The sequence below is a fragment of the Kitasatospora sp. NPDC059146 genome (assembly GCF_042786665.1).
GTDB lineage: Bacteria > Actinomycetota > Actinomycetes > Streptomycetales > Streptomycetaceae > Kitasatospora.
This window is the reverse complement of sequence record NZ_JBHZCY010000018.1, coordinates 38,558-63,254: the sequence shown is the minus strand read 5'-3', so window position 1 is coordinate 63,254 and position 24,697 is coordinate 38,558. Positions and strand designations below refer to the sequence as shown.

General features: G+C 68.1%; 17 protein-coding genes and 1 pseudogene. 9 read left to right on the top strand and 9 right to left on the bottom strand.

The genetic code is table 11. The features are described from left to right. Positions 1-162: 162 nt before the first annotated feature. The 3 genes from ACFXPX_RS11030 to ACFXPX_RS11020 all read right to left on the bottom strand — a co-directional run bounded on the left by ACFXPX_RS11030 (position 163) and on the right by ACFXPX_RS11020 (position 3,297). Positions 163-957, bottom strand: coding sequence for a DUF2637 domain-containing protein (locus tag ACFXPX_RS11030; protein WP_380640700.1), 795 nt, complete (start codon positions 955-957; stop codon positions 163-165). A 468-nt stretch (positions 958-1,425) separates the two neighbouring features. Next, positions 1,426-2,730 carry a DUF3631 domain-containing protein gene (locus ACFXPX_RS11025; protein WP_380640698.1) on the bottom strand — a complete coding sequence of 435 codons (1,305 nt, stop codon included), beginning with the start codon at positions 2,728-2,730 and terminating at the stop codon, positions 1,426-1,428. A gap of 303 nt (positions 2,731-3,033) precedes the next feature. Beyond that, entirely contained in the window at positions 3,034-3,297 is a 264-nt protein-coding gene (locus ACFXPX_RS11020) for a hypothetical protein (RefSeq protein WP_380640696.1), read from the bottom strand. An 89-nt stretch (positions 3,298-3,386) separates the two neighbouring features. Between ACFXPX_RS11020 and ACFXPX_RS11015 the strand changes: the two genes are divergently transcribed. The 3 genes and pseudogenes from ACFXPX_RS11015 (at position 3,387) to ACFXPX_RS11005 (ending at position 7,314) form a co-directional block, all read left to right on the top strand. Beyond that, the gene (locus tag ACFXPX_RS11015) at positions 3,387-4,055 is read left to right on the top strand and encodes a helix-turn-helix domain-containing protein (RefSeq protein ID WP_380640694.1); all 669 of its coding nucleotides are present in this window, start codon (positions 3,387-3,389) and stop codon (positions 4,053-4,055) included. Then, positions 4,052-5,647 (top strand): tyrosine-type recombinase/integrase, encoded by a 1,596-nt coding sequence (locus ACFXPX_RS11010; protein ID WP_380640692.1) that lies wholly within the window; start codon positions 4,052-4,054, stop codon positions 5,645-5,647. The genes ACFXPX_RS11015 and ACFXPX_RS11010 overlap by 4 nt, the downstream gene beginning before the upstream one ends. Before the next feature lie 663 nt (positions 5,648-6,310). After that, positions 6,311-7,314: pseudogene (locus tag ACFXPX_RS11005) on the top strand (IS5 family transposase). A 19-nt stretch (positions 7,315-7,333) separates the two neighbouring features. On the opposite strand, the gene ACFXPX_RS11000 reads toward ACFXPX_RS11005, so the two are convergent. From ACFXPX_RS11000 to ACFXPX_RS10975, 6 genes are all read right to left on the bottom strand, one after another. Beyond that, positions 7,334-8,626 carry a DNA sulfur modification protein DndB gene (locus tag ACFXPX_RS11000; RefSeq protein WP_380640690.1) on the bottom strand — a complete coding sequence of 431 codons (1,293 nt, stop codon included), beginning with the start codon at positions 8,624-8,626 and terminating at the stop codon, positions 7,334-7,336. Positions 8,627-8,656: 30 nt separating this feature from the next. Next, positions 8,657-9,259, bottom strand: a complete 603-nt coding sequence (locus ACFXPX_RS10995) for a hypothetical protein (protein WP_380640688.1) — start codon at positions 9,257-9,259, stop codon at positions 8,657-8,659. A gap of 143 nt (positions 9,260-9,402) precedes the next feature. Beyond that, positions 9,403-10,236 (bottom strand): phosphoadenosine phosphosulfate reductase family protein, encoded by an 834-nt coding sequence (locus tag ACFXPX_RS10990; protein ID WP_380640686.1) that lies wholly within the window; start codon positions 10,234-10,236, stop codon positions 9,403-9,405. A 2-nt stretch (positions 10,237-10,238) separates the two neighbouring features. Then, a complete protein-coding gene (locus ACFXPX_RS10985) occupies positions 10,239-13,799 on the bottom strand; it encodes an ATP-binding protein (protein ID WP_380640684.1) in 3,561 nt (1,186 codons plus the stop codon). Beyond that, positions 13,796-14,896, bottom strand: a complete 1,101-nt coding sequence (locus tag ACFXPX_RS10980; protein WP_380640682.1) for a DUF4007 family protein — start codon at positions 14,894-14,896, stop codon at positions 13,796-13,798. Before ACFXPX_RS10980 ends, ACFXPX_RS10985 begins: the two co-directional genes overlap by 4 nt. A gap of 53 nt (positions 14,897-14,949) precedes the next feature. Beyond that, positions 14,950-16,119 carry a cysteine desulfurase family protein gene (locus tag ACFXPX_RS10975; RefSeq protein WP_380640680.1) on the bottom strand — a complete coding sequence of 390 codons (1,170 nt, stop codon included), beginning with the start codon at positions 16,117-16,119 and terminating at the stop codon, positions 14,950-14,952. Positions 16,120-16,549: 430 nt separating this feature from the next. Between ACFXPX_RS10975 and ACFXPX_RS10970 the strand changes: the two genes are divergently transcribed. From ACFXPX_RS10970 to ACFXPX_RS10945, 6 genes are all read left to right on the top strand, one after another. Next, on the top strand, positions 16,550-18,169 hold the full coding sequence (locus ACFXPX_RS10970) for a DEAD/DEAH box helicase (RefSeq protein ID WP_380640678.1): 1,620 nt from the start codon (positions 16,550-16,552) through the stop codon (positions 18,167-18,169). Continuing rightward, positions 18,166-20,034 carry an ATP-binding protein gene (locus tag ACFXPX_RS10965; RefSeq protein WP_380640676.1) on the top strand — a complete coding sequence of 623 codons (1,869 nt, stop codon included), beginning with the start codon at positions 18,166-18,168 and terminating at the stop codon, positions 20,032-20,034. Before ACFXPX_RS10970 ends, ACFXPX_RS10965 begins: the two co-directional genes overlap by 4 nt. Then, complete coding sequence (locus ACFXPX_RS10960; protein WP_380640674.1) at positions 20,031-20,942, top strand: phospholipase D family protein; 912 nt, start codon at positions 20,031-20,033, stop codon at positions 20,940-20,942. Before ACFXPX_RS10965 ends, ACFXPX_RS10960 begins: the two co-directional genes overlap by 4 nt. Before the next feature lie 160 nt (positions 20,943-21,102). Continuing rightward, positions 21,103-21,747 (top strand): hypothetical protein, encoded by a 645-nt coding sequence (locus ACFXPX_RS10955; protein WP_380640672.1) that lies wholly within the window; start codon positions 21,103-21,105, stop codon positions 21,745-21,747. 221 nt (positions 21,748-21,968) lie between these two features. Further along, entirely contained in the window at positions 21,969-22,766 is a 798-nt protein-coding gene (locus ACFXPX_RS10950; protein WP_380640670.1) for a phosphoadenosine phosphosulfate reductase, read from the top strand. 121 nt (positions 22,767-22,887) lie between these two features. Beyond that, positions 22,888-24,513, top strand: a complete 1,626-nt coding sequence (locus ACFXPX_RS10945; RefSeq protein WP_380640753.1) for a protein kinase — start codon at positions 22,888-22,890, stop codon at positions 24,511-24,513. Positions 24,514-24,697 lie beyond the last annotated feature (184 nt).

Genomic DNA, 24,697 nt, shown 5'->3' with positions numbered 1-24,697 from the left:
CCGGCGGAAGAGGGGTTTGGCGGTGCCGGAGTTCCGGTGTAGATGTCGCCGGTTCAGGACTTCCGGGGTCTCCGGATGGACGCTGGGGGAGTTCCGGTGAGCGCCGGTGAGGGCCGCTCGCCCGGCCGGAAGCGGGCCGGTGCTCGGGCGAGCGGCGGGGCCTCAGGCCGCCGAGGCGCTGGCTTGCGCGTCGGCCTGCTGGGCGGCCTGTTCCTCCTTGAAGCGCTGAGTCAGCTTGCCGAGGCGGTCGCTGGCGATGGGCATGCCGGCCTCGCGCAGGACTGTCCTGATCACGGCCTGGGTGGGGCCGTGCTCCTGGACGGCAGGCCGGACGATCTCGGCCAGCTCGTCCATCGAGGCGGCGGGCTTGCGGCCAGTGCGCTTGGTGCCCACCACCGGTTCCCGACTGTCGGGCCGGACGTCGTCGTCGGACTCGAGCATCGGTTCGTCGGCGGGCAGGTCATCCTGCTCCGCGTCCGTCACCGGTGCGGACTCGGTTGCCCGTGCAGGATCGGGGTGTTCGCGGAGCGGGAGTTCGCCCTCGGCGCTCTTCGAGTCGGTGGCGGTCGCGGTGGTGCTGTGGGCGAGGAGGGTGCCGCCGAAGAAGGCGAGGGCGGGCCATCCGGCGACCAGGATCCGTAGCCAGGCGGGGACGTGGGCGAGGTCGAGGAGTCCGGCGGTGGCGACGTTGGCGCCGAGGGAGGCGGTCAGGGCGATGGCGAACCAGGTCCAGGCGGTGCCGGCGGGGCGGCCGGTGGTGCGCAGGGTTCGCATGCGGTGCCAGGCGGCGACGAGCAGTAGGTCGACCGAGACGGGGTAGGCCCAGGCTTTCCAGCCGTGTTGTCCGGCGGCTTCGGCGATGTCGTGGAGGTGGGCGAAGGACAGGGCGCCTGCGATGGCGGCCTGTACGAGGACGGCGTCCGGGCGGGGCAGACGCGGTGAGGTGGTGGCGGTCATGCGGAAGGTGGTCCTCGCGGGTCGGGCGGTGGTGGTTTGTGGGATTGCCGTCTTTGCCGTCTTGCCGTCTTGGTGCTGCGGGACGGTCTCTGGGCCGGGGCGGGCTCGGCTGTCCGGGTGGTGTCGTGGACACGGCGGAGTTCGAGTTCGGGACGGTGCGGTAGCCGTCTTGGGGCTCGTATCCGTCCCGGAGGCATGGCCTTTGACCTGCGGTTTTACGGCAGGGACGGCTGGGACGGCACAAGACGGATGTGTTTCCCGTCCCGGCCAGGGCCCGCCGCTCGCGCCCCGGACGTGGGCGGCGGCGGGCCGCTGGTGGGAGTGGACGGCTGCCGTCTTGGCGTGGGCCTGATCCGTCTTGGTGCGGATGCCGTTGCAGTCTTGGGGTGCCGTTTCGTCTTGGCGGCAGGTGCGGTGACCTGCGGTGTTACGGCTGGGACGGCAGGGACGGCATTTCGGGGAGGGTGGTCAGCCTCTGCTGCCCGTTGCGGCGTTCACGGGGTGGACTGCGGGGCAGTAGCGCCGCCAGGCGTCGAGGAACTTGTTGCGCAGGTAGCCCTTGCGCTGGGTTCCGTCGGGCATGCGGACGTTGCCGGAGGAGATGCCGAACTCGCGGAGCATCGCGCCGAGGCCGCGTGGGGTCAGCCCGCCTCGGCTGGTCTCGGCCCAGGGGGCCTCGGGGTCGCCGTTGAGGTTGAACAGCAGTTGGTCGGTGGCGATGCTGTCCGGCTCACCGGCGGCGTGGAAGATCCGCCGGATGTCCGCGAGTATCCGCGCGCCGCTGGGGTTGTCCTCCTCGGTCTGGACCTCGGCGTCGACCATGAGCTTGCACGCCTGGCGGGCCACGCGGGGCCAGGGGCCTCCGGCGAGGTCGGCGATGATCACCAGCGGTTCCCAGGTGTCAGCGGCGCGGTCCTCGACCGGCATGGCGGGCTCCAGGCGCAGGGCCTGGTCAGCGAGCGGTGCCGCCCAACGGGCGATCTTGTCGCGGATCGCGTGCAGAGCGGGCCGGTCCCGCGCGGTGCGGTACGGGGCGACGCGCTCGCCCTCGGCTCGGCGGCGCATGCGGATCACGATCGAGCGGTCCATGATCGTGTCGGGGAGGTCGCCGATGCCGGCGATGGCCGCCATTGCGAAGGTGGGGAACTTGCGCGGGGTGTGGTCGTTGCCGACCACCCGCAGCACGTAGCGGTCGCGCTGGTGCCCGGCGTTGAGCAGGCCGCGCATCTCCTCGTTCTTCTCCGCAGCCTTCGGACTGCCGAAGATCGTGTCCGCCTCGTCCACCAGCAGGGTGGGCGGCTCCTCGCTGATCGTGCGGAAGATGGCGGCCGGAGAAGAGTTCACCGTCAGCATCGGCTGGTGGACCGTCTCGGCGAGCACGTCGAGCAGGCGGGACTTGCCGCAGCGCTTGGCGGGGCCGACAACGGCCAGGCGCGGGGCGTGCTGCCACGAGCACTGCAGGTGGGTTGCGGCGACCCACAGCGTGGTGGCGTCCAGGGCCTGGTCGGAGGGAAGGATCACGAACTTCGCGATCTGGGCCCTCAGCTGCGCGAGCAGGTCGGCGCCCTCGGTCGCCTCCGCGTCAGGTATCAAGTCGGTCCCGTCCGGGGCGGTGGGCTCGGCGGGCGCCGCCTCGGCGCCGTGTCCACAGGTTGTGGACACAGGCTCCGGCTGTTGACCCGGCAGGAAGGATCCGGGCTCGCCCGGCTTGGCGACCGGCGGCCAACTCACGGTGGAAGCTGCCGGATCGGGCTGGTGCGACGTAGACTCCATGCTGAAGCTCCAGACTGGGGCGCGGGACCTGATCCGTCGCGCGCCGCCAATGAAGGTCGTGGGTAAGGACTTCGCCTGGCCCTCGGTGTTCGCAGCACCGGGGGCCTTCGTGCGTCCTGGGGCGGTCGGGCCGGGGATCCTGGCCCTCTCAACTCACAGGGACTGCTTGCACCTTGGCGGTGCTCCCTCGGCGGCCGAGGCCGCCGAGGGAGCACGAACGTACGGTCATGCCGCTGGAAGATCCACTCCAATCGGGCAAGTACGCCCACGGCAGACAGGCTTGTGGATCGGGCTCTCACCACGTCAAGCTGCATCAGCCGCCGAACCTTCGCCGAACGCCGCGTCGATGCCGAGCAGGCGCAGAAGGTCCGCTGTGATCACGCGGTACTTCTTGCCCAGTCGCAGAACCCGGCAGGGGTAGGCACCGAGGCGGGCCAGCTCGTAGCCCTTGCACCGCCCGAGGCCGATGGCCCGGTTGGCGGTGTCGAGGTCGATGGCCGCCGGCAGCCTGAGAAGTTCGGCCCGACCCACCCCCTGCGCTATCGCCGATATGTCACCAGTTCGCATATGAACTCCAAATCCGAGCTGCCCCCAGACGGGGGGCTGCGGCGGAGCGCCGCAACGGAGAAGAGCTTTTCAGTGGCTACTGTGTCGATATGACACAACGCCGCGAGGAACACTGGTCCACCGACGACGAAGACGCGCCCGACTGGCCCGAACGGATCACCAAGGACGTGATCCAAGCAATCACCCGAAAGAGGCAAGACCTTGGACTGTCCGCGCAGGATGTGGCCGACGAAACAGGGGACTTGGGCTACGAAGTCCCCCGGAACGTCATCGCCAACTGGGAGTCCGGCAGGCGCAAGACGATCACGATTCCCGAGCTGATCGTCGTGGCCGAGGCCCTGGACATCGCACCGGTCGAGCTGCTCTTCTCCCCAGCTCTCGGCGGCTGGGTCGACTACCTGCCAGAGATGCCCAGCGACCGCTGGTCGGCGCTCACCCACTTCACAGGAGAGGCCCGCCACTCGCTCGGGATGTACCGGCTCCGCCTCTACCGGAAGCACGAACGGATCTGGCAAGAGCTCCAGGAGGAACATCACGACGCGTTCCAGCTGGAATTCAAATTGCTCCGGGAGGAATGGCCTCCCGGCTCGCAGGACAAACTCGATGCTTTCGTCGCAGCCGTCCGCGAGCGGCTTCAACCCGTCAGGGCACACCTGCGCGAGATCGGCCTGGAAGTCCCGCACCTCGCACCGAGTCTCGACTTTCTCGACGCCGAGCTTCCCCCACTGAACACCGATACCGATCTGGAGGACGAATGAAGGGTTCCACCTACCACCGCTGCTACTGCCGCGACGCCGAGACCGGAAAGCCGCTCGGCAAGGCGTGCCCGAAGGCCGGCAGCCGTAAGCACGGCTCCTACTCCATACGCCAGGAGCTGCCCAACTCCGAGGACGGCACCCGCCGTTCGTTCAACCGCGCCGGCTACGAGACTCTCAAGGAGGCGCAGGCTGACCTCGACCACGTCCGTGGCCTGCTCGCCCTCGGCAAGGAGGATCCCGACGACCTGGCCCTGGTCGCCGAGCTCCTGGTGAAGGTCGCCGACGAGAAGGCCCAGCTGCCCGATATCGAGGAGACCCGCAACCGCCTGAAGGCCGGTCAGGATCTGTCCAGCCGCGTCACCGTGGGCGAGTGGCTCGACACCTGGCTGGCCGGCAAGAAGATCCGCAAGTCCGGGATCACTCGCTACGAGTGTGACGTGCGGGTCCACCTCAAGCCCCGCATCGGGCACATCCGCGTCGACCGGCTGCGGGTGAGCACGCTCGCCGAGATGTTCACGGCCATCGCCGACGCCAACGAGGAGATCCTGGAGAACAACGCCCTGCGGCACGCGCTGAAGGCCGAGCTCGCCACGGTGCCGATCAAGGGCGTGGAGAACCGCGCCCGCCGCAAGGCTCTGCGGGCCGAGCTCGCCGAGATGCCGCCCTTCCGGCGAACGACCGGCGCGGCCACCCGCCAGCGCATCCGGGCCACGCTCCGGACCGCCCTGAACGACGCGATCCCCGAGGGCCTGATCACCCTCAACCCGGCCGCCCACGTCAAGCTCGACCCGGCTGCCAAGCCGAAGGCTCTGGTCTGGACGCCGGAGCGGGTCGCCCAGTGGCAGGCGACCGGCGTGAAGCCCTCCGCGGTGATGGTCTGGACGCCGCAGCAGACCGGCGCGTTCCTCGACTATGTGGCTGCCGACCGCCTGTACGCGATGTGGCACGTGATCGCCTTCCGCGGGCTTCGCCGGGGCGAGGCGTGCGGCCAGCCGTGGTCCGAGACCAACCTCGACAACAGCTCGCTGACCGTGACGGCCCAGCTCGTGCAGGACGGCTGGGAAGTCGAGGAGTCCGACCCCAAGACCGACGGGAGCTTCCGGACCGTGGCGCTGGACGACGACACGGTGGCCGTCCTGCGGCGCCACCGCGAGCGCCAGCAGAAGGAGCGGGACGACTGGGGGCCGGCCTGGAAGGACACCGGCCGGGTCTTCACCAACGAGGACGGTTCCTGGCTCCACCCCGGCAAGGTCACCGAGATGTTCGAGCGGCTCGTGACCGCGTCCGGCCTGCCGCCGATCCGCCTGCACGACCTCCGCCACGGCGCGGCCACCCTCGCGCTCGCGGGCGGGGTCGACATGAAGGTGGTGTCCGAGATGCTCGGCCACTCCTCCATCAAGATCACCTCGGACATCTACACCAGCGTCCTCCCCGAGATCGCCAAGGACGCCGCCGAGGCTGCCGCGAAGCTCGTCCCCCTCCAGCGGAAGACCGAAGCCGAGGCTCACGCCAAGGCGGCGGCCGAGGCCGAGAAGGCGAAGCGAAAGGCCGCGAAGAAGGCGAAGTCCGAGGCCAAGAAGACCAAGCGCTAAACCAAGATCAAAGCCCGCGCTCACGCATCGCTCACGCAAGCGATCTCGCAGCGCGTCACCGACACCTGCCCGCACGCCAAGAAAAGGCAAAAGCCCCAGGTCACGGCGAGTGAGTCCTGGGGCTTCTACAGAGCCGCCTGCGGGATTCGAACCCGCGACCTACGCATTACGAGACCATGAGGGTTCATGTTGCGTGGTGCCGCGCCGTGCCATCTCGTGACGTTTTGCCTGATCAGACCATGTGCGACAGGTTGGCCCCTGCTGCCCCATGCTGCACCGTCCAAAGGCGTCCGTCCACCGGCTGTCCACCGGCGACCGCCCTCGCGAGCTGCGGATCCCAAGTCAGGCGTCTTGTCACGTTCCCCCAAGAGGCTGTCTCGCGGCGACCCTGGACTCGGTTGGCGAGACCCTTGCCAGCTGCGCGAGGGGGTGCCCGGGCGGGACAGCTCGCCCCGCCCCCTCATCGCCTAGAAGAGCGATGGGGGTACGGCTACCCACCATCGACCTCGCGCCGTTTCCCGCGCACCGACACAGGTGCGCAGGACACGGCGGAAGCTCCGGGCATCCGATCCAGCTGGTGCCTCACCTAGGGCGCGTATCTGGTTGTGATCAATTTGCGGGTTTCGCCCTCGTGGTGGGCCCGGGTCCGGTAGATCGTGTTGTGTGACGCGAGTACAACTGACGGATGCCGAGTGGGAGTTCATCGAGCCGTTCCTGCCGGTCGGTGAGTACGGCCCGTACCCCGAGCGGCTGCGTCGGCAGTTCGAGGGCGTGATCTGGCGGTTTCGGACGGGCGGCCAGTGGCGGGAGGTGCCGAGCGAGTTCGGCGCCTGGTCGACGGTCCACAACCGCTTCCGGCAGTGGAGGGACGCCGGGGTGTTCGAGGCCCTGCTGGAGGGCGCGATCGCGGAGGCCGCGAAGCGGGGTGAGGTGGACTTGTCGCTGGTCAGCGTGGACTCCACGACCGTCCGGGCCCACCACGACGCCGCCGGGATGCACCTCGACCCCGACACGCTCGCCGACCTGGAGAAGGCCGCTGAGGAGGCGGAGAAGGCCCGGCAAAAGGGGGCGGCCCGGAGGGACAAGACGGGCAGGGCGCCGCGGACGACCCGGAGCGGGACGAGCGGCGGCGTGTCCGACGCAGGCGGAAGCTCCGCCTGAAGGCTGCCCTGCTCGGGCGCTCCAGGGGCGGTCAGACCAGCAAGGTCCACGTCGCCGGTGAGCGCAGATGCCGACCGCTGGTGCTCGTTCTGACCGAGGGGCAGGCCGCCGACAGCCCGCAGTTCATCCCCGTGCTGAAGAGAATCCGGGTCCGCGGGCCGGTCGGCCGCCCGCGCACCCGGCCCGACGCGGTCGCCGGGGACAAGGCCTACTCGTCCCGCGGTAACCGCAACTACCTGCGCAAACGCCACATCAAAGCGGTCATCCCAGAGAAGAGGGACCAGGCCGCCAATCGCAGGAAGAAGGGCAGTGACGGCGGCCGCCCCGTCAGCCACGACGCCGAGCTCTACAAGGACCGCAACACCGTCGAGCGCCTGATCAACAAGCTGAAGGCCTGGCGGGGCATCGCCACCCGGTTCGACAAGAAGCCCGAGAGTTACCTCGCCGGCCTCCACCTTCGCGGGGCGATGATCTGGATCAAGGATCTCACCAGGACCACCCCTTGATCACGACCGAATACGCTCCCTAGTCAGCATCGACCGGGAGGAGAGCAAACAGCTCCTCGGCCGGCACGGGGTACTTGGTCTTCATGACGTCCGAATAGGCGCGCAGCGCCCTGCTGATCTGGGCCTTGGAACGCGGTGCCAGGTGTACCTGCAGGAGGTCGTACAGGAGCTGCGTGTTGCCGCTGGCCATCTTGCCCTTGGCCTTCGTCCCTTCAGGGGTCTCGATCCACATGGAGGAGAACGGGGCGGCGGTCATCTTCCACTCGAGCGCAGAGAGCCGCTTCAGGACCTCCGGCCACTCCAGTGCTCCCTGCTCGAGGATGTGGCGCACAACCTTGGCGACCTGGTTCTGGACGGCGGGGCGCATGAACGGGTGGCCGGCGCCATCACGGCCCTTGGGCGCCCGAAGGTCCTTCCCTGACAGAGCGGCGAGGTATCGCTCGCGGAGATTCCCGCACGCGTCGAGGAGCTCGTGAAGGCGGACGGACAGGAGCTCGAAGCTCTGGTCGAGGAGCTCATCGGTCGCTCGCTGCTTGGCCTCGCCGGTGGTGCAGGGGAGGTCGTAGCCGATCTCCTTGACGATGTCGTAGAGGACGGCGATGGTGCTCCATGCCGGGCTGGACTGGTTGATGGAGCGCTGAGCGAGGACGAGTTCGCCGTCCTGGCCGACCTTGCTGAAGACGAGAACGACCTTGTCGCGCTTGAGGAACTCGTCATCGTCCAGCAGGCGGCGGGTGAGGATGGCGAAGCTGTCATCCTCGTCGAGGGCGATGTTCTCCTGCAGGTTGGTGCTCTTGGCGTTCCGGTTGATGTTGGTGAACAGACGCCGGGTCCTACGACGGCCGTCCGCGGTGTCGAAGTGCGGCACCACGATGACGTTGATGTCCTCGTTGCCCAACTCAGGATTCTGCTTGATCGCGTCCTTGATGGCCTTGAGCCTGTGCTGACCGTCGAGCGCGAAGAACTGCTGCGTACCGTCAAACGTGAGGACGCCGAAGTTGCGGTCCAGTCCCTGGAGAACGGCCTGGTTCTCGGAATCCATCGTCACCGGCAGGTAGTTCGGGTCACCGCCCCAGACTGCGATGATGAGGGCACCGAGGAACCGGTTCTCGTTGGTGAGCAGGTACTCCGTGATCTCCTGCGTGCGGGTACCGACGCCACGCTGGATCATCGTGCCGAGATCGCGATTGCCGCCGAGCTCGTGCGCGAAGTTGATCTCGCGCGCCACCTGGGCGTAGCTCATCAGGCAGGAGTAGTAGGTCCAGTTGCCCACCTTGGCCTCGAAGGCGGGAACGAACGTCTTGGACGGCATGAGGTACCTCGTTGTCAGGGAGCTTGCGAGCTAGGAGCGGAGAGCCGGCTTGGGGACGGTGCTGAGCCGACCTCGAAGAGTGGGACCGCCCTGGATGTTGAGGGGCGGGTTGTACAGGTGGAGCAGGCGGTCCTCCAGGTTCTTGATCGCCGATCGGTCTTCGACGGTCGCGAACCAGTACTCCAGAGGGCGCAATGCGAGATAGTGGGTGAGCAGGTCGTCCCGGTTGGTAGGTGGCTCGCGGGTCCAAAGGCTCTCGGGGTTGCCCCGCAGGTGCTTGCGGTAGTCCCGGTACCTGTTCCTGAGCGTGTTACCTAGCTGGCCAGCTCCGCCGGCGTGTCCGATGTAGAGGACCTGGTGGAAGCTGCCCTCGGTGCGGTCGGCCATGGCCAGCTTGATTGAAGGGCGCCAGACGAACATGTAGAGGCCCGGCTCGTCGGGTATCGCGTTGACGATGCTCTCGGTCGCGGAGAGCCGCTCCCAGGGAGAAGCGAGTCGCCGGAGATCGTCTTGCAGGACCTGATGTGACGGCACGTCCATCATCGGGGTGATGCCGAGCTGGAACTCGAGAGCGGGACTGGCGTCCAGCCGATGGCGGATGACCGCACGCGCAGCGGTGTCTGGTGTCGCCATTCCCCCTGTGCTCCGATTGGGTGACCGTGTGTGATGAGCGGACACATCCTTACATGCGGCAGCGACAACCGGGGTGGTCGAACGAAAAAGGGTCCAGTTGATGACGGTTTGTCATCTACTGGACCCTTGACCGTGATTCCTCGCTAGAGGTGGCAGACGGAGCAGCCGGCCTCGTCGTCGTCGGCGTCGAGGGCGTCCGACAAGACCTCCAGCAGCGGCCGGTTAGGCTTGATCCGCTTGGCCGCGCGGGCGAGGTTGGCCTCGTGCTTTGCCTGGATCTCCTCCCGCCGCTCTATCAGCTCATGCAGGGACTCGCCCTGGGACCACGTGTAGTCGCGGCCCTGCATGGCGGTGTCCTGGTGGCGCACCTTCTCCTCGTAGGCGACGGCCTTGTCGAAGAGCTCGGGGTGGCGGTCCTTGAGGCCGAGCCACTCGTGCTTGCGCTGGAAGAAGCAGAAGTAGCAGCCGGACCGGGTGCGCCACTCGTAGTAGGCGGGCAGGCCGGTGCCGGCCTCGTCGAGGATGCGGTTGACGCCGTCGCGGTCGATGCCGTCCTCACGGAAAGGGAAGACCGCGGTGATGTTGGGCTTGGTGCTGACGTAGCCGAGGCGGTTCTCGTCGGCGCGGATGGCGACGTAGGAGATGACCTCGTCGTCTCCGACCCATTCCTCCAGGGGCTTGATCTTCAGGTTCTTCGTGCACCAGCGCATCTGGGGGCTGGGAAGGGTGCCTTGGTAGACCTCGAGCCAGTGGTCAAAGTCGCGGTCGGTGTTCAGCCGCACGATGGGCTTGCCGACCGCGGCTTCGAGCTTGTTGAGGTACTCGTATGTCTCGGGCAGCTCGGCGCCGGTGTCGCAGAAGAAGTACTCCATCTCCGGCACGCGGTCGCGCATGTAGATCGCGAGGGCGGAGGAGTCCTTTCCGCCGGACAGGCCCAGGACGTGCCGGACCTTCTTCCCGGAAGTGGTGTCGGTCATGATCACTCCGTCCTCTCGGCTGTGGTGGCGGGCTCGGTGACGCGCTGGGCCAGGGCTGCGAGTAGGATCCGGGCACCGTCAGGTCCGAGCGCCTTCTCGGCCTGTGCCAGGACGCTGACTGCGAGGTTCTCGGCTTCCCGTTGGGTCTGCTTGGGCAGGTAGATCAGCGTGCGCTGTTCGGCCCCGTCCTTGTCGGTCAGGGTAAGCAGCCGGGCTTCGAGTTCCTGCTCCGCGCCGCCCGCGGGCGCGTCGTTCTTGTACAGGTGGCTGACGCGGTCGAGGGCGCTGGCCATCTCGCGTACCCGGCGGGCGAAGACGGCGACGTCGTTGTCGGACCAGTCGCCGAGGGCGGCATGGGACAGCCGAACGATCATCGGGTCCAGCCAGTCGTCGTCCGCCAGGTACTCGTTGAGCGCTATGGCGACGAAGCCGCGCAGCTCCAGGCTGAGGGAGACGCCGGCAAAGCCCTTCAGCCGAGCGGCCAGGGCCCGGCGCAGTTTGGGGAGCGCGGACGGCAGGCGGAACTCCCGGCTGATCGTCTCGATGGCCTCGGCGCGCAGTGCGCGGTCGGCGCCGGAGATCTCATCGGCCGCGGCGGCGAGCCGATCGACGTATCCCTTGTTGCCGGCGGTGCTCTTGCCCTGCTCGGGAGTGATCGGATCCAGGCCGAGGGCCTTGGGCAAGGTCTGGAAGAGCAGCTCGTCCGGGTCCTGCGCCGCGAACAGGGCGGAGCGGACGGCAAGGGCGTCCTTGCTGATCCGCTGGGTGCGCCGGGCGTAGGGGGTGAGCACCATGACTCGCTCCATGAGCGCGCGGGTCACCGCCAGCAGGGCAGGGTTGCGCAGAGCCTGGGAACGAGGCGGCTCCACCTTGAGGGCCACGGACAGGTTCTTGACCACGCTGTGGCGCAGTCCTTCGCCGACCGGTGTGGCCTTCACGGAGAACCGGCCAGGGGACTTCACCATGCGCTCGACCACGTCGGGCGTCAGCCGGGGCAGGTAAGAGCCGTCTTCGAACAGGGCCACGTCATGGCTGCGCACGATGAGGGCAGTCACCACCAGCAGCGGCACGACGCCGGCCTTGACGCCGTACGGCGGCACCATGAGGACCCGGAAGATCCGCTCCAGGCTGGTGCGCTGGTGTGCTTCGGTCAATGCCGTCTCGAGTGCGTTCCACACCTCATGGGTGTACGGATGGGCCGGGCCGGGCCGGGAGAATCCGTAGGGCAGGAGCGAGGGAGAGGACTGGTCGGCAGCCGCAGGGTTTTCGCGGTGCAGACCCATGTAGGCCAGTGCGCCGCTGTACATGGCCCGCTCGGCGGGGTACTTGACGATGCCGAGGTACGGTTCGCCGGACTTCTGCAGCATCGCGGTCAGCAGCTCGCGGCGGGCCTTGGCACCCTGGCTGGTCAGTTCGTGCCGGCCGAGCATCTCGTTGCGGATGTGCGGTGTTGCGGGGAAGACACGGTCACAGGCGATGGACGCAAGGCCGCTGAGGCTGCGGCCCTCGATCACTTCCCCGTCTTCGGCGTCGGCGGCGATGCCGGAGCGCCACAGCCGCCAGGTCGCCCGCTGGGTGGGCGGGAAGAACGCGGCGCTGAGGAGCTCCAGCAGCTCGCGCTTCGCACCGGACGTCCGCTGGCTGATCTCCCGCCGCGCGACGGGGTCGAGGGACTTGTCGCGCTGCAGTTCCTCCAGCGCGACGAGGTTGAAGGCGGCTCGAAGGACGAGGTCGGGCTCTTCGGTGACGCCGAGGACCACCGGCAGGGAGGACTCGATGACGGGCCGGTCCTCGATGCTGCCAAGGTGGAAGACCAGGAGCCCGTCTGCGTGGTCGGCGAGTTCGTCGGGCCCCTTGAGGAGCTTCGTCTGCGCGGTGGTGACCTGGACGAAAAGAGCACGCAGCATGCCGGTGACCTGGCTGTGCCGGCCGGCGGCCACGGCCAAGGGCAGGTAGTCGCCGAGGCGCTGGGCGACGGCGGTGGCGTCGAGGTGACTCCGCGCCTCCTTGAGTCGTCCCTCGATGTCGACATCGGTCCCACGCCAGGCCCGGTATTCCCCGTTGAAAGACCGGTATCCCAGGAACCCGCGGGTCACGAGGCTGTTGAGCTGGTCTTCGAGAGCGGCGAACGCCTTCGGATCGGCGGCCTCGCCGGGCTCGTGCAGCGCGTAGTAGACCATCGCGGCGGTTGCCCGCAGCGCACCGTCCTCGTCGATCAGGTTGAGCATGCCGACCGTGCGCAGCACGTTCTGGTCCGCGGTGGACAGGCCGTTGGCCAGGGTCACACGGGACTCGATCTCGATCCACTTGCTCGCGTTGGTGGACGCAAGAAGCGAGGTACGCCCGGAGTCGAGGAAGAAGTCGTAAAGCTGCGGAAGTTTGACGGTGCTGGCGCGGCGCGGCTTGTCGCTGGAGAACGTCTCCAGGGAGCGGCGGACGGTGTTGGGTTCGTCGTTGTTGAGGAACCCGGTCAGGCTGCGGTCGTGCTGACCGATCTGCGCGGCGAGGAACGGCGCTGCGGCGGCGGTCAGCGGGTGGAGCGGGTAAAGGTCCACGAAGTCCTGCGCCTTGAGGGCGACGACATCGTTGAGGCCGTGGTCGCGCCACGTCTCCTGGGCCGCCTCGGCGTAGGCCGAGATCAGCTTCCGCCCGGATGCGGAGACCCCGGACTGGTCGAGGCGGCGGCGCATCAGCTGGACCGCATCGCCGAGGTGGGGGGCGAAGGTGATGTTCTCGAAGCGCCCCTGGATCTTCGCCCATTCGCGGATTTGCAGTTCGCTGGACTGCGCCGCGTAGTCGAAGAACGACAGGTGCTGGAGCGTCATCATGAACAGCGGCAGGCCCTTCGGGCCGGCACTCTTCTCGGCAAGCTCCTGCAGCAGGAACAGGTCCGTCTTGGCGGTGGCGAACTCGCTGTGCCCGGCGAGGTGTTCGAGGGTCTTGCCGAACTCGTCGATGACCAGCAGCAGGGGCTGCTGCGCGCACAGGGCGGTGACTGCGGCGATGACATCCTCGGGCCCGGCTGTCGCGGGATCGGCGCACCGCACCAGTGCCGCGGAGATCGCCTTCGGCATGCGGGTCGGCCACCGGCGCTCGGCTGCGGTGTGCAGGGCCCGAGAAAGGGTGCTGACGAGCGGCTCGCGACGGGCGGTCGCCACGGCGCCGAGGAAGCCGGCCGGCGCCAGCTCGGCGCGGCCTGCCTCAAGTCGGTGGGCCAGCCCGGTACTGGTGCCGGCCAGGACCTCGTGCGCCTCGGCCCGGCGTCCCTCGTCGTGCCCGAGGAGAGCGTCGATCAGGTTGACGAGCGTGGACTTGCCCGAGCCGTAGGCGCCGGTGAGCGACCACGAGCGGGGGCGGCGCAGATCATCGAGGGCGTTGGCCAGACGGTCGAGGACGTCGAGGGCTCGGGTGCCCACGTAGGGCGAGTGCAGTTCGTCCAGCACGTCGCGCTCCACGTTGGTGGAGCGCATCCTGGAGCCGACGAGCTCGATGCCAGCGGGGAACTCGGTGCCACCGGAAGTCTTGCGGGCGGCCTTGGGCCGCGAGGGGGTCTCGGTGGTCACTGGGAGATCTCCTCGATCAGGGGGAGCTGCTGCTCAACGGTGTTGCGGAGCTCCCGGGCCTCGGCGGCGGCGAGCTTGGGGTAGGTGCGGGCCCAGTCCTGCCGGGTGGGGAACTTCTCCCGCTTGCGGACGTGGTCGTACTGGGCGTCCAGGACCTCCCAGGCGAGCTCGAAGGGATCGGAAGTGAAGACCAGGCTGCGCTGCCCGACAGCTTCGACGAGCTGCAGGCCGGGCGTGGTGGCCGCGACACGCTCCACAGCCGCCGCGATGTCGGGCTCACGGATGCGGAAGGCCCGTCCAGGACCGCCGTGTTCGTTGGCGAGCCGGGCGAGTGAGATCGAGCCGGCGTTGCGCGTCATGGTGGCGGCGTAGTCCAGGCAGGCGTAGGCGACGATCCGGTCCGGGAGGGTGATGCGCGTGCCGGTGGTGAACTCCCACTCCTGCCGACCGGAAACGGGATGCTCCACGGTCTCGATCAGACCCAGTTCGCGGAACGGGCAGGCCAGCAGGTCCTCGAGCGCGCCGGGTGCGCCGCCCTTGGCCCGCTTCGCCGGGACGTACATCTTGGTGATGCAGTCGACGTCCTTCGCGATTGATGCCTCGACCGGCGCCTCCTCGTAGGAGAGGTTCACATGGCGAACGATCAGCTCGGTCAGGTCGGGTGCGGAGAAGCGAGCGAACGGGGCGAGCTGGAAGGCGACGTACCAGGATGGCGCCCAGCTCTTGGCGCCCGGTCGGGAGGACAGCAGCCACCAGTGCAGCAGCCACAGGCTGCCCTGCTCCTCGAGGTACGGGTCGGCGCCGTTCTCGTCAAGGAGCCAGCGCGCCTCCCACGTGGGGTAGGACAGCATCGCTCGGGAGTTGGTGTCGTCACCGTAGTGCTCGCGGGTCAGCTTGAACGCCCGGGACCAGTAGCGCATGGCGTAGACCATGTTCTTGCCGACACCGAGCAGGACCGGGGCGTCCTCGGCGAGGAACACCTCCGGGTTCTCCTTCACCTGCATGTACGCCTTATGGAGCCACCCGAAGCGCGGCGCGAACGTCTCGTGCCGCGCGAAGGAGGGATGGGCGGCTTCCGCGAGCCGGCTGTCTGACATGCGAGGTGTTCTCCGTGTCCGTTCGGGCTTGGATGATCTTTGGGCGGGCTGTGTTATATCGCAGCCGTCAGGGCAGCCCGTACCTGCCGGACAGCTCGGACCGTGGAGGACACGGCTCGCTCGACGTCGTGGGTGCTCGTGGCGTACCCCAGGGAGAACCGGATGGTGCTGTCTGCCTCTTCCCGACTGCGCCCCATAGCCAGGAGCACGTGACTCGGGCTGGGCGCGCCAGAGGAGCACGCGCTCCCCTCCGAAGCTGCCACATCCGGCATCGAGGCGAGAACCGCATCCGCTGGCGCTCCACGGAACGTGATACTGGTCACGCCAGGCAGGCGTCGGCCCACCGCACCGTTGACCCGGCAGTCGCTGATCTGTTCAACGAGTGCTTCCTCCAGGGCGTCACGCAGCAGTGCGACCCGCTCCGCTTCGTCGGCCAAGGAGAGACGGGCGGCTTCGGCTGCCGCCCCGGCTCCGGCGATGCCTGCCACATTCAGGGTGCCGGCCCGCCAACCGCGCTCCTGCCCGCCGCCGAAGAGCAGCGGGCGGTAGGGCAGGCGTACGCCCCTGCGGACGAACAGCGCTCCGACTCCCTGCGGGCCACCGAACTTGTGCGCGGACAGCGACAGCAGGTCGACATCCGTCTCGGCGAGATCGATCGGCAGTCGGCCGACCAGTTGTGTCGCATCGGAGTGGACCAGGACTCCGGCTTCGTGGGCGGCTTCCACGATCGGCGCGAGATCCGTCAGCACGCCCGTCTCGTTGTTGGCTGCCATCAGCGACACGACCGCGACTCCGCCTCCGGCGAGTGCCTCGTGGAAGGCGGCCAGATCCACCAGGCCGTCGGTGTCGACGGGTAGCACCACGAGCGATCCGGGCATATCGACGGTCAGGGCCTTCGAGGTCTCCAGCACAGCCGGATGTTCCACCGCACTCGTCACGAGCCGACCCCCGGCGGAAAACGCCGCCCGCAGGGCGAGGTTGTTCGCCTCGGTGGCGCCGGAAGTGAAGATGATCTCTCCGGGGGAGCAGTTCAGGAGGCCAGCGACCTGACGGCGCGCCAGATCAACCCGGTCGGCGGCATCGCGGCCGGACCGGTGAGTACTTGAGGCGTTGCCGACCGTGCGCATGGCGGCAAGAGCGGCTTCCAATGCTTCGGGGCGGGTGGGCGCCGTCGCGTTGTAGTCGAGGTAGGCCAGAACCGCATCAGGTGACTCGAATGTCACACTCCACCCCATTTCGCTCTGCTCTGGTCGATCAACTGGTGGAGCATCTCGTCCGGTGCGAGAACCTCCACCAGTAGTACCCCGCGATCCTAGCCGGAGCGAAGGACAGGCGGGGTGAAGGCTTCGATTTCCGCACCTCCGGCACGACATGCCACCGGCCATGCGAACAAATGTTCCCACAGGTTCACTGCGACATATAGGGAGGTGAATGCCATTGCCCCGCAAGGAAGTTCGGCCACGACCGGGAGCCCTGCGGCCGTCGAGCAGCCGGATTTCCGGGACCGGCAGCGGCGTGTCGGCACGCAGGGCTAGGGTTTGATCACCAGCCGCGGTGCGAGGGGAAGGTCACACCGCAGGCGACCGGGTCGGGCAGAGGGGAACTACCGCGGGTGTACGGCGATGGCGGAATGCACACACACCTGGCCACGGCATGACGGGGTCGCCCGGCATCGCGTTCGAGTCCGTCCTAGGCGGCGCACCCCTCCCCTACATCCGCGGACTCCTCGGCGAGCAGGCTTGCGACCTCCTGGACCTCCTGCACCAGAGGCAGGACACCGAAGCAGCGCTCCGGAAGGTCGCAGCATCTGCGGTCTCCCCGGAGCAGATCGTCGGCGACCCGGTACGGCGCGCCGAGTTCCTGCAACTGCTCCCGGAGAGCAAGCGGGCCGAGCTCGCTGACCGCCTCGGCCGGACGCCTGCTGATACGGCCGGCGACTTCCTCACGACCCTGCCCTGGTCGCCAGACCAGCGCCGCACGCTTCTCGGGTTTCTGGGACTCGTCGTCGACCGGGCGCCCGAGCCGCCCCCGACGTTCAGGGGCTCCAGCACACCGCGGTACGGGCTCTTTCCTCACCAGCGCCTTGCGGCCGGCCGAGTGCAGCGACTGCTGTACTCCGGGGAACGACGGGTCGTGCTGCACCTGCCCACTGGTGTCGGGAAGACCCGAACCGGCATGAACATCATCTGTGATCACCTACGACGGCACGAGCCGACCGTCGCGGTATGGCTGGCCCGAGGGCGTGAGCTCCTGGAACAGGCGGCTGTGGAGTTCGAGAACGCCTGGGCCGCACTCGGCAACCGAGAGGTCTCCGTGGTGCGGATGTGGGGGGACGCGCCGACCGAACTCGACGGCATCGAGGACGGCATCGTCATCCTCGGCCTCGACAAGGCCACCGCTGCCGCTAGCACAGACCCGACCTTCCTCGACCGTCTCGGCATGCGCACCACGCTCACCACCTTCGACGAAGCCCACCAGGCCATCGCCCCGACCTACCGCCGAACCGTCGACGCACTCACCCTGCGCAGCGACTCCAGCCTGCTCGGCCTCACGGCTACCCCCGGCCGGACCTGGGCCGACATCACCGAAGACGAGAAGCTGTCGGACTTCTTCGCACGCCAGAAGGTGATGCTGGAGATCGACGGCTACGACAATCCCGTCACTGCCCTCATCGAACAGGGCTACCTCGCCCGCCCGCACTTTCGCACCGTGGCCGCAGACTCCGGCACCACGCTCAGCAGCCGGGACAAGCAGGCCCTCGCCGCCTCGTTCGACATCCCCGACACCCTCATGGCCCGGCTCGCCGGCAACGTGCAGTGGAACCTGCAGGTCGTTCGGACGGTGCTCGATCTCAGCCAGCACCACCGCCGGATCCTCCTCTTTGCGGCATCCGTCGAGCACAGCCGCCTGCTGGTGGCGATCTTGTCCGTGCTGGGCCTCGACGCGGACCAGGTGACAGCCGAGTCCTCTCCACGCCACCGTGATCGGGCCATCGCCCGGTTCAAGGGACCGAGCACCAGGCCGATGATCCTCTCCAACTACGGCGTCCTGACCACCGGCTTCGACGCCCCGGCGGCGAGCGCAGCCGTCATCGCTCGCCCGACCCGGTCCCTGGTCCTCTACAGCCAGATGGTCGGACGGGTCATCCGCGGCCCGAAAGCCGGCGGCACCCCCACCTGCGACATCGTCACCGTGATCGACCCCGCGCTCCCCGGCTTCGGAGACGTAGCGGAAGCATTCACCAACTGGGAGGACGTGTGGAAGGCCCGATGACATCCAAGTACTCGATCGTCACCTCTGACCTGACGGTCAAGGCGTTGCAGGACAGCGGCTACAAGTCCACCGCCCACGCCATCGCCGAACTCATCGACAACGGCCTCGAAGCCGAAGCCGACCTCGTCGAACTGTTCGTCGTGGAGGGTAACGAGCACACCGGGCAGCGCGCGCGGTACCGCGTCGAGAAGATCGCCGTACTCGACAACGGGACCGGCATGGACCCCGAGACCCTCCGGCAGTCCCTGCGGTTCGGCGCCGGCACCCGGCAGCAGCGCAAGGGCATCGGCCGATTCGGCGTCGGCCTGCCCAACTCGAGCATCTCGCAGTGCAACCGCGTGGATGTCTGGTCCTGGACCAACGGGCCCCAGAACGCACTGCACACCTACCTCGACCTCAAGGAGATCGGCCAGGGCCTTGAGGAAGTACCGGAGCCCAAGCTCGACGCCGTCCCCGACGAATGGCAAGCCCTGTCCGAGGGACTCGGCAGCTCCGGCACCCTGGTGCAGTGGACCGAACTCGAACGCGTCCAGTGGCGCGGCGCCCAGACCACCGTCGCCAACACCGAGAACCTGATCGGACGGATCTACCGGAACCTCATCGCCAAGGGCAGGCGGATCAAGCTCGTCCCGGTGCGCGGCTGGGCCCAGCTCCCCGGCGCCGGTGACACCCGCCCGAACGACCCGCTCTACCTCATGACGCCGAGCGCCACACCGGCCCCCTTCGACACGAAGCCGATGTTCCGGCCCTTCGGCGCCAGCAACACCGGCGAAGTCGGGGTCGAAAGGTTCATGGTCCGGGCCGCGAACGGGCACGAGTACCCGGTTCACGTCCGCTCCTCCCTCTCGGTGGACGCCGCGCGTCGCACCGACATCCCGGGCGAGCCGTGGCCCGCGAACGTGGCACCGAGCCTCAAGCCCGGCGAGACGCCGTGGGGCAAGCACGCCGCGAAGAACCTGGGGATCTCCCTCATCCGCGCAGACCGCGAGCTCGACCTCGACACCGGATGGATCAACTCCTACGACCCGGTCGAGCGCTGGTGGGGAGTGGAGATCGACTTCCCGCCGGACCTTGACGAGGTCTTCGGCGTCACCAACAACAAGCAGTCCGCGACGATCTTCTCCAGCCTCGCCAACTTCAACTGGCGGGAGGAAGCAGCCGGTCTGTCCTGGGAGGAGTACCGGGAGGAGCTGCGCGACGAAGGCGACCCCCGCCTGCCGCTCATCGAGATCGTCTACCACATCCGCGAGAAGCTCCTCGGCCGCCTGCGCACCGAACTGGCGCACCAGACCGAGGGCACCCGGGCCAGCCGCAAGCGGCACGAGGTGGCGGAGGTCCAAGCCGAGGTGGCGGTGCAGCGGCGGCGCACCGAAACCCGACCGAGCCTGACAGACCAGCTCGCGGAAGAGACCACAGAGGAAGAGAGCAAGCAGCTCCAGTACGAGAGCCTGGTCGAAACGCACCGCTACACCCCGGCCGACGCCCAGCGCATCATCGAGGAGACGATGTCGCAGGGCAAGCACGTCCGACTCCTGACCAGCCGCAACCCCGACTCGCCGGCCTTCTTCAACGTCGAGTACATCCCCGGCATGCTCCAGGTCGCCCTCAACATGGACCACCCGGTCTACAGCGACCTGATCGCCGTCCTCGACGGGGACATCGACGGCGCGAGCCGCGAGGAACTCGCCGAGCGTCTGACCTTGGCCGCCAACGCCTTCAAGCTCATCCTGATCTCCTGGGCGCGATTCGAGGACGAGCAGCCCGAGAAGCCCCGCGAGCGCGCGAAGCGGATGCGCCAGGACTGGGGCCGCATCGCCAGTGAGTTCCTCGGTGCCAGCGACGCCGACGACGAGGACGACGAGTGACGGTCGACCACGTCTGGCGGCAGATCGAGCAGCTCCTCGCCACCGCGACCGACCGGGTCATCCTGGTGGCCCCCTTCATCAAGAAGGAGGTCTTCCAGGCGACGCTCGGCGCTGTTCCCGCACGAGTGGAGGAGATCACCTGCGTCACCCGCTGGTCGGTACCCGAGGTGGCCGCCGGCGTCTCCGATCCGGAGATCGCCGAGCTGGCAAAGCGGGACGGACGTGCCAGCATCCGGCTGTGCCACAACCTGCACGCGAAGCTGTACGTGGCTGATGATCGCTGCCTCGTGGGGTCCGCCAACCTCACGGGCAAGGCCACCGGCCGTGTACCTGCGGCGAACGTCGAACTCCTCGTCGAAGCCGACACGGCCCACCCGGAGGTGCAGCGGGTTCTGGCCGCTCTCGAGGCCACCACGGTGCCCGGGACGGTGGAGCTGGCCGAGCAGATTCGCGAGCAGGCATCTCTTATGAGGGCCGACGAAGACAGCCCTCGTGTCGTCGTGCCTGGCCAGGACGAGCAATCGGACCGGTGGCTGCCGGAAACGCGCAACCCAGAACGGCTCTACCGTGTCTACAACGGGCGACACCGTCACATCGGGAACGACGTGCTCGTCGGCGTACTCCGCGACCTCGCTCACCTCGACATTGGCCCCGGCCTCGACGAGCAAGCGTTCGGTGCCGAAGTCCTGGCCCGTCTCCATGCCATGCCCGAACTGCGCGCACTGACGGCAGCGGGGCGGATGAACCTTGCCGACGCGCAGACCGAGCTGCTGGCAGCAGGAGAGCTCTCCGCTGAGCAGGCCCAGCGCACCGTCGAGACGATCGCTTCCTGGCTCCACTACTTCGACGACGTCCACTTCGTGCCCACCGGCCCCTGGGAGATCCGGCAGGGCAAGGAGCTCGCGTAGCGCGGCCGGGGGCTGGTCGGCGCGGCCAAGGCCGCGCTTCCGGCTCCCGGCGACCCTGGCTCGGACGGCACCGCCCAGTGCGAAGTCGAGCAGCGCGGTATCTTGATGGCGCCCGCAACAGGGCTCGATTGTGGCGCGTACGGCGGAGAAGGCTCGGGACATGACAGCAGTACGGCTTCCGTATCTGCTGGGGCACGCCGAGATCGCCGATCTCTTTGGCATCGAGCGCCAGACATCGGCAAAGTGGCGCGCCGAGGGCACGCTGAGCGAGCCAGATCTTGTCGCCTCGGGCAACCCATACTGGCTGCTGGACACCGTCCTCGACCTCGATGGCCGCGCTGGCCGGCACGTCACCGAGGAGCGTCTGCGACAGTACGAAGCGAAGATCCCCGGCGGGTACCGCCTCGAGAGCCGCGAGCTCTTGCCCGTCATCGTTGGGATCCAGGAAGTCGCCCTAGCGCTCGGTACCGACCAACAGACGGTGTCCCGGTGGCGACACCGCAGGCGGATCGCCGAAGCCGATCTGGTGCTCTCCCGGTCCCCCCTCTGGCTGCTCGACACCATCATCGCGGACGCCACCGAGCGAGGCCGCGGCCTTGTGACCGAGGAGATCGAGCGGCTGCAGGCCGGTGAGCGCGTTCCACAGAAGCCACGGGGCCGCAGGGTGGCGGACGAGCCGCGACCACCCAAGAAGCCACTGCCGGAAGCGCAGAGCTTCACCAGCTCCGAGCAGGACGAAGCGGTCGCCTTCGTCACCGCAATGCTGTCCGAGGGACACACCACGGTCATCCGACCGAAGCGGTAGACGCTCCCCGCCCAGCACACCCTCGGCATGCTCCCGCGTGGCTGCACCCGCATGCCCTTCGCTGAGAGAATCAGTTGACGTTTGAGATTCTATCCATAGAGTCTCCCATGTCGAGACCAGCTCTAACCAGGGGGCGTCATGCCACTCAACACACGTACGCGCAGGGTTCTGCCACGCGCCATCGGCGGACAATCCACACCCTGTGGATGGGAGGTCGGCTCGTGAGAGCGATCTCCTATGGCGGCGGGGTCCAGTCCACGGCGCTCCTCGTTCTCGCCGCTCGGCGCGAGATCAACTACCCCACCTTCCTGTTCGCCAACGTCGGCGACGACAGCGAGCACCCCGCGACTCTCGCCTACATCCGCGACATCGCCGCGCCCTATGCGGCCAGGGCAGGGCTCGAGCTGCACCAGCTCCGGCGGACGCGACGCGACGGCACCACCGAGACCCTCATGGAGCGACTGAACCGGCCCGACACCCGCTCGATCCCCATCCCGGTGCGGATGGCGAACGGAGCACCCGGGCGTAGATCCTGCACCGCCGACTTCAAGATCAAGGTGGTCGGGCGCTGGCTCCGGCAACACGGGGCGACCGCCGACGCTCCAGCGACTGTGGGGATCGGCATTTCCGTCGACGAGATCCACAGGGCGAACCGGCGCCGAAGCGAACCACACGAGCAGATCGACTACCCACTGCTCGACCTTCGGCTACGGCGCACCGACTGCGAACAGATCATCAGAGACGCCGGCCTCCCCGTACCACCGAAGAGCTCTTGCTTCTTCTGCCCCTTTCGCACGGTCGATGCCTGGCGCCAGCAGCGGCAGACTGAGCCGGAACTCTTCGCGCGGGCGATAGCACTCGAGAAGACCGTGAACGGTCGGCGCGCTGCCCTCGGCCGTGACCCGGTCTACCTCACTCGCTACGGCCGACCTCTCGCGGAGGCCATCCCTGTCCAGCGTGGGATCCCGTCCGAAGAGACAGAGGACAGCGGCTGCGACTCGGGCTGGTGCATGACCTGACCTCGCCACCCAGACCTCCAGTTGGAGGACCACGCACGGCCGGGGGCACAGCCCGATAGAGTGCACGACCGGTAGAGCGCACCCAGACCAACCGCGCTCCCAAGGCCGTGACGGGGTGGAAATGCACGGAGCAAGGCTGGATGACCGGTACCGCCTGGAATCAATCCTGGGCTCCGGCGGTATGGGCCAGGTCTGGCGCGCCTTCGACGAACGGGTCGGCCGCCCGGTAGCAGTCAAGCTGCTGACGGGCGCCGACCCGGCGTCCGCCAGCATCGAGCGCTTCGCTGCGGAAGCCAGGGCCGCGGGCAACCTCAGCAGTCCGCACATCGTGACGATCCACGACTTCGGCCGCACTGGACCCGACTACGGCCGCGCGCCGTTCCTTGTCATGGAGCTCCTCGAAGGGCAATCCCTGGAAGAGATCATCTCTCAGGGGGCACTCCCGCCAATCGAAGACGCCCTGGACTGGATCCTGCAGGTGTGCACCGGTCTCGCCGCCGCCCACCGGGCCGGACTTGTCCATCGAGACATCAAGCCAGCGAATGCCATGCTCCTGCCCGGAGGCACCGTCAAGATCCTCGACTTCGGCATCGCCAAGCATCTGTACGAGGACCTCGCCCTCACCGGCACCGGCCACGCGATCGGCACAGCCGCCTACATGGCCCCGGAACAAGCCCAAGGCGACCGGAACATCGGCCCTTCCGCCGACCTCTACGCCGCCGGATGCCTCCTCCACACCCTCCTGACCGGCCAACCACCCTTTACCGGAGCGCCGCTGGCCGTCCTCCACCAGCACCTGACCCGGAAACCCCAAGCCCCCAGCAGCCACCGCGCCTCCATCCCCGCCGCAGTCGACGAACTCGTCCTCCAACTCCTGGCGAAGGAGCCTGATGACCGGCCCGCCAGCGCCGCCCAGGTCATCGAGGCGATCGACGCGCTGCTCGCGATCCCCGCACAGCGCCCGCACTCCACGCCACCCTCAACGGTCGCCCCGGACCTTTCGTCAGCCCCGACTAGGACCGCTTGGTGGGCGCAGCCCGCAGCGCCACATCCTCCGACCGTTCTCGACGCACCCCCAGCCCGCTCTCCGGGCAGCACCGTGCCGGCCCGGCGTGACCCCGCACCACTCGACGCCCCGCCGGAGCCCGAGCCGAAGGCCGCGCCCACGAACCCGGGGACGGCTAGGAACAAGGCCGTGGGACGAAGCGCGCTGGCAGGTGCCGTGTTGATCGGACTTCAACTGGTCGCCTTCGCTTCCTGGTCCGTGCGCTGGACGGTCCCCGTTGCCATCGCCGCGGCTCTGCTCCTGGTCGTCGGAATGAAACTCGACGTGCCCACGGCCGAAGACGAGGACGGCACGGGCGGGTTCTTCGTCTCCATGGGCATGACCGCGATCTCCTGCCTCTTGCTCCTGATCATCTCGCCGATGCCCTGGTGGGGCGTGTTGATCCTCAGCTGGGTGATGTGCCCACTCCTGCTTGCGCTACAAAAGCCACTCGTACGTGGTCTCAGCACGGCCTTCGTGCGACACCACGCCGAAGTGCAGATGGCAGTCAGCGCAGGCTTGGTGAACACCACGCTCGCAACGGGACTCCTCGCCGGCACGCAGCTGCCAGTCCTGATCGTCGTGCTTCTCGGTGCCCTCGGGTGGCTGGCTTCCTCCACCGTGCTGACCGTCCTGCTGCCGTTTCACACGTCAGTCAGGTCCCGCTCGGTCCGTCAGACCGGAGTAGGCAGATACCGCTGATTGGGGTGGTTCGTGACGGCGCAGCGACTGTAGACACGATCCGAGTCTCAAGTCCCTTTCCCAGCAACCGCTGAGTTTCCCGCCCCCAACATGCTGGGCGGCGCCGCACAGCAGTCGAAGGTCTCAGCGGAGCCGCGGACCCCGCCGACAGAAGTGAGGAGGAATACGTCGCTCCTCTTCTGGA

What these genes read in the sequence shown, in the direction of transcription:
- ACFXPX_RS11030 (WP_380640700.1), bottom strand. Translation starts at nt 957, where the DNA reads ATGACCGCCACCACCTCACCGCGTCTGCCCCGCCCGGACGCCGTCCTC.
- ACFXPX_RS11025 (WP_380640698.1), bottom strand. Translation starts at nt 2,730, where the DNA reads ATGGAGTCTACGTCGCACCAGCCCGATCCGGCAGCTTCCACCGTGAGT.
- ACFXPX_RS11020 (WP_380640696.1), bottom strand. Translation starts at nt 3,297, where the DNA reads ATGCGAACTGGTGACATATCGGCGATAGCGCAGGGGGTGGGTCGGGCC.
- ACFXPX_RS11015 (WP_380640694.1), top strand. Translation starts at nt 3,387, where the DNA reads ATGACACAACGCCGCGAGGAACACTGGTCCACCGACGACGAAGACGCG.
- ACFXPX_RS11010 (WP_380640692.1), top strand. Translation starts at nt 4,052, where the DNA reads ATGAAGGGTTCCACCTACCACCGCTGCTACTGCCGCGACGCCGAGACC.
- ACFXPX_RS11000 (WP_380640690.1), bottom strand. Translation starts at nt 8,626, where the DNA reads ATGCCGTCCAAGACGTTCGTTCCCGCCTTCGAGGCCAAGGTGGGCAAC.
- ACFXPX_RS10995 (WP_380640688.1), bottom strand. Translation starts at nt 9,259, where the DNA reads ATGGCGACACCAGACACCGCTGCGCGTGCGGTCATCCGCCATCGGCTG.
- ACFXPX_RS10990 (WP_380640686.1), bottom strand. Translation starts at nt 10,236, where the DNA reads ATGACCGACACCACTTCCGGGAAGAAGGTCCGGCACGTCCTGGGCCTG.
- ACFXPX_RS10980 (WP_380640682.1), bottom strand. Translation starts at nt 14,896, where the DNA reads ATGTCAGACAGCCGGCTCGCGGAAGCCGCCCATCCCTCCTTCGCGCGG.
- ACFXPX_RS10970 (WP_380640678.1), top strand. Translation starts at nt 16,550, where the DNA reads ATGACGGGGTCGCCCGGCATCGCGTTCGAGTCCGTCCTAGGCGGCGCA.
- ACFXPX_RS10965 (WP_380640676.1), top strand. Translation starts at nt 18,166, where the DNA reads ATGACATCCAAGTACTCGATCGTCACCTCTGACCTGACGGTCAAGGCG.
- ACFXPX_RS10955 (WP_380640672.1), top strand. Translation starts at nt 21,103, where the DNA reads ATGACAGCAGTACGGCTTCCGTATCTGCTGGGGCACGCCGAGATCGCC.
- ACFXPX_RS10945 (WP_380640753.1), top strand. Translation starts at nt 22,888, where the DNA reads ATGCACGGAGCAAGGCTGGATGACCGGTACCGCCTGGAATCAATCCTG.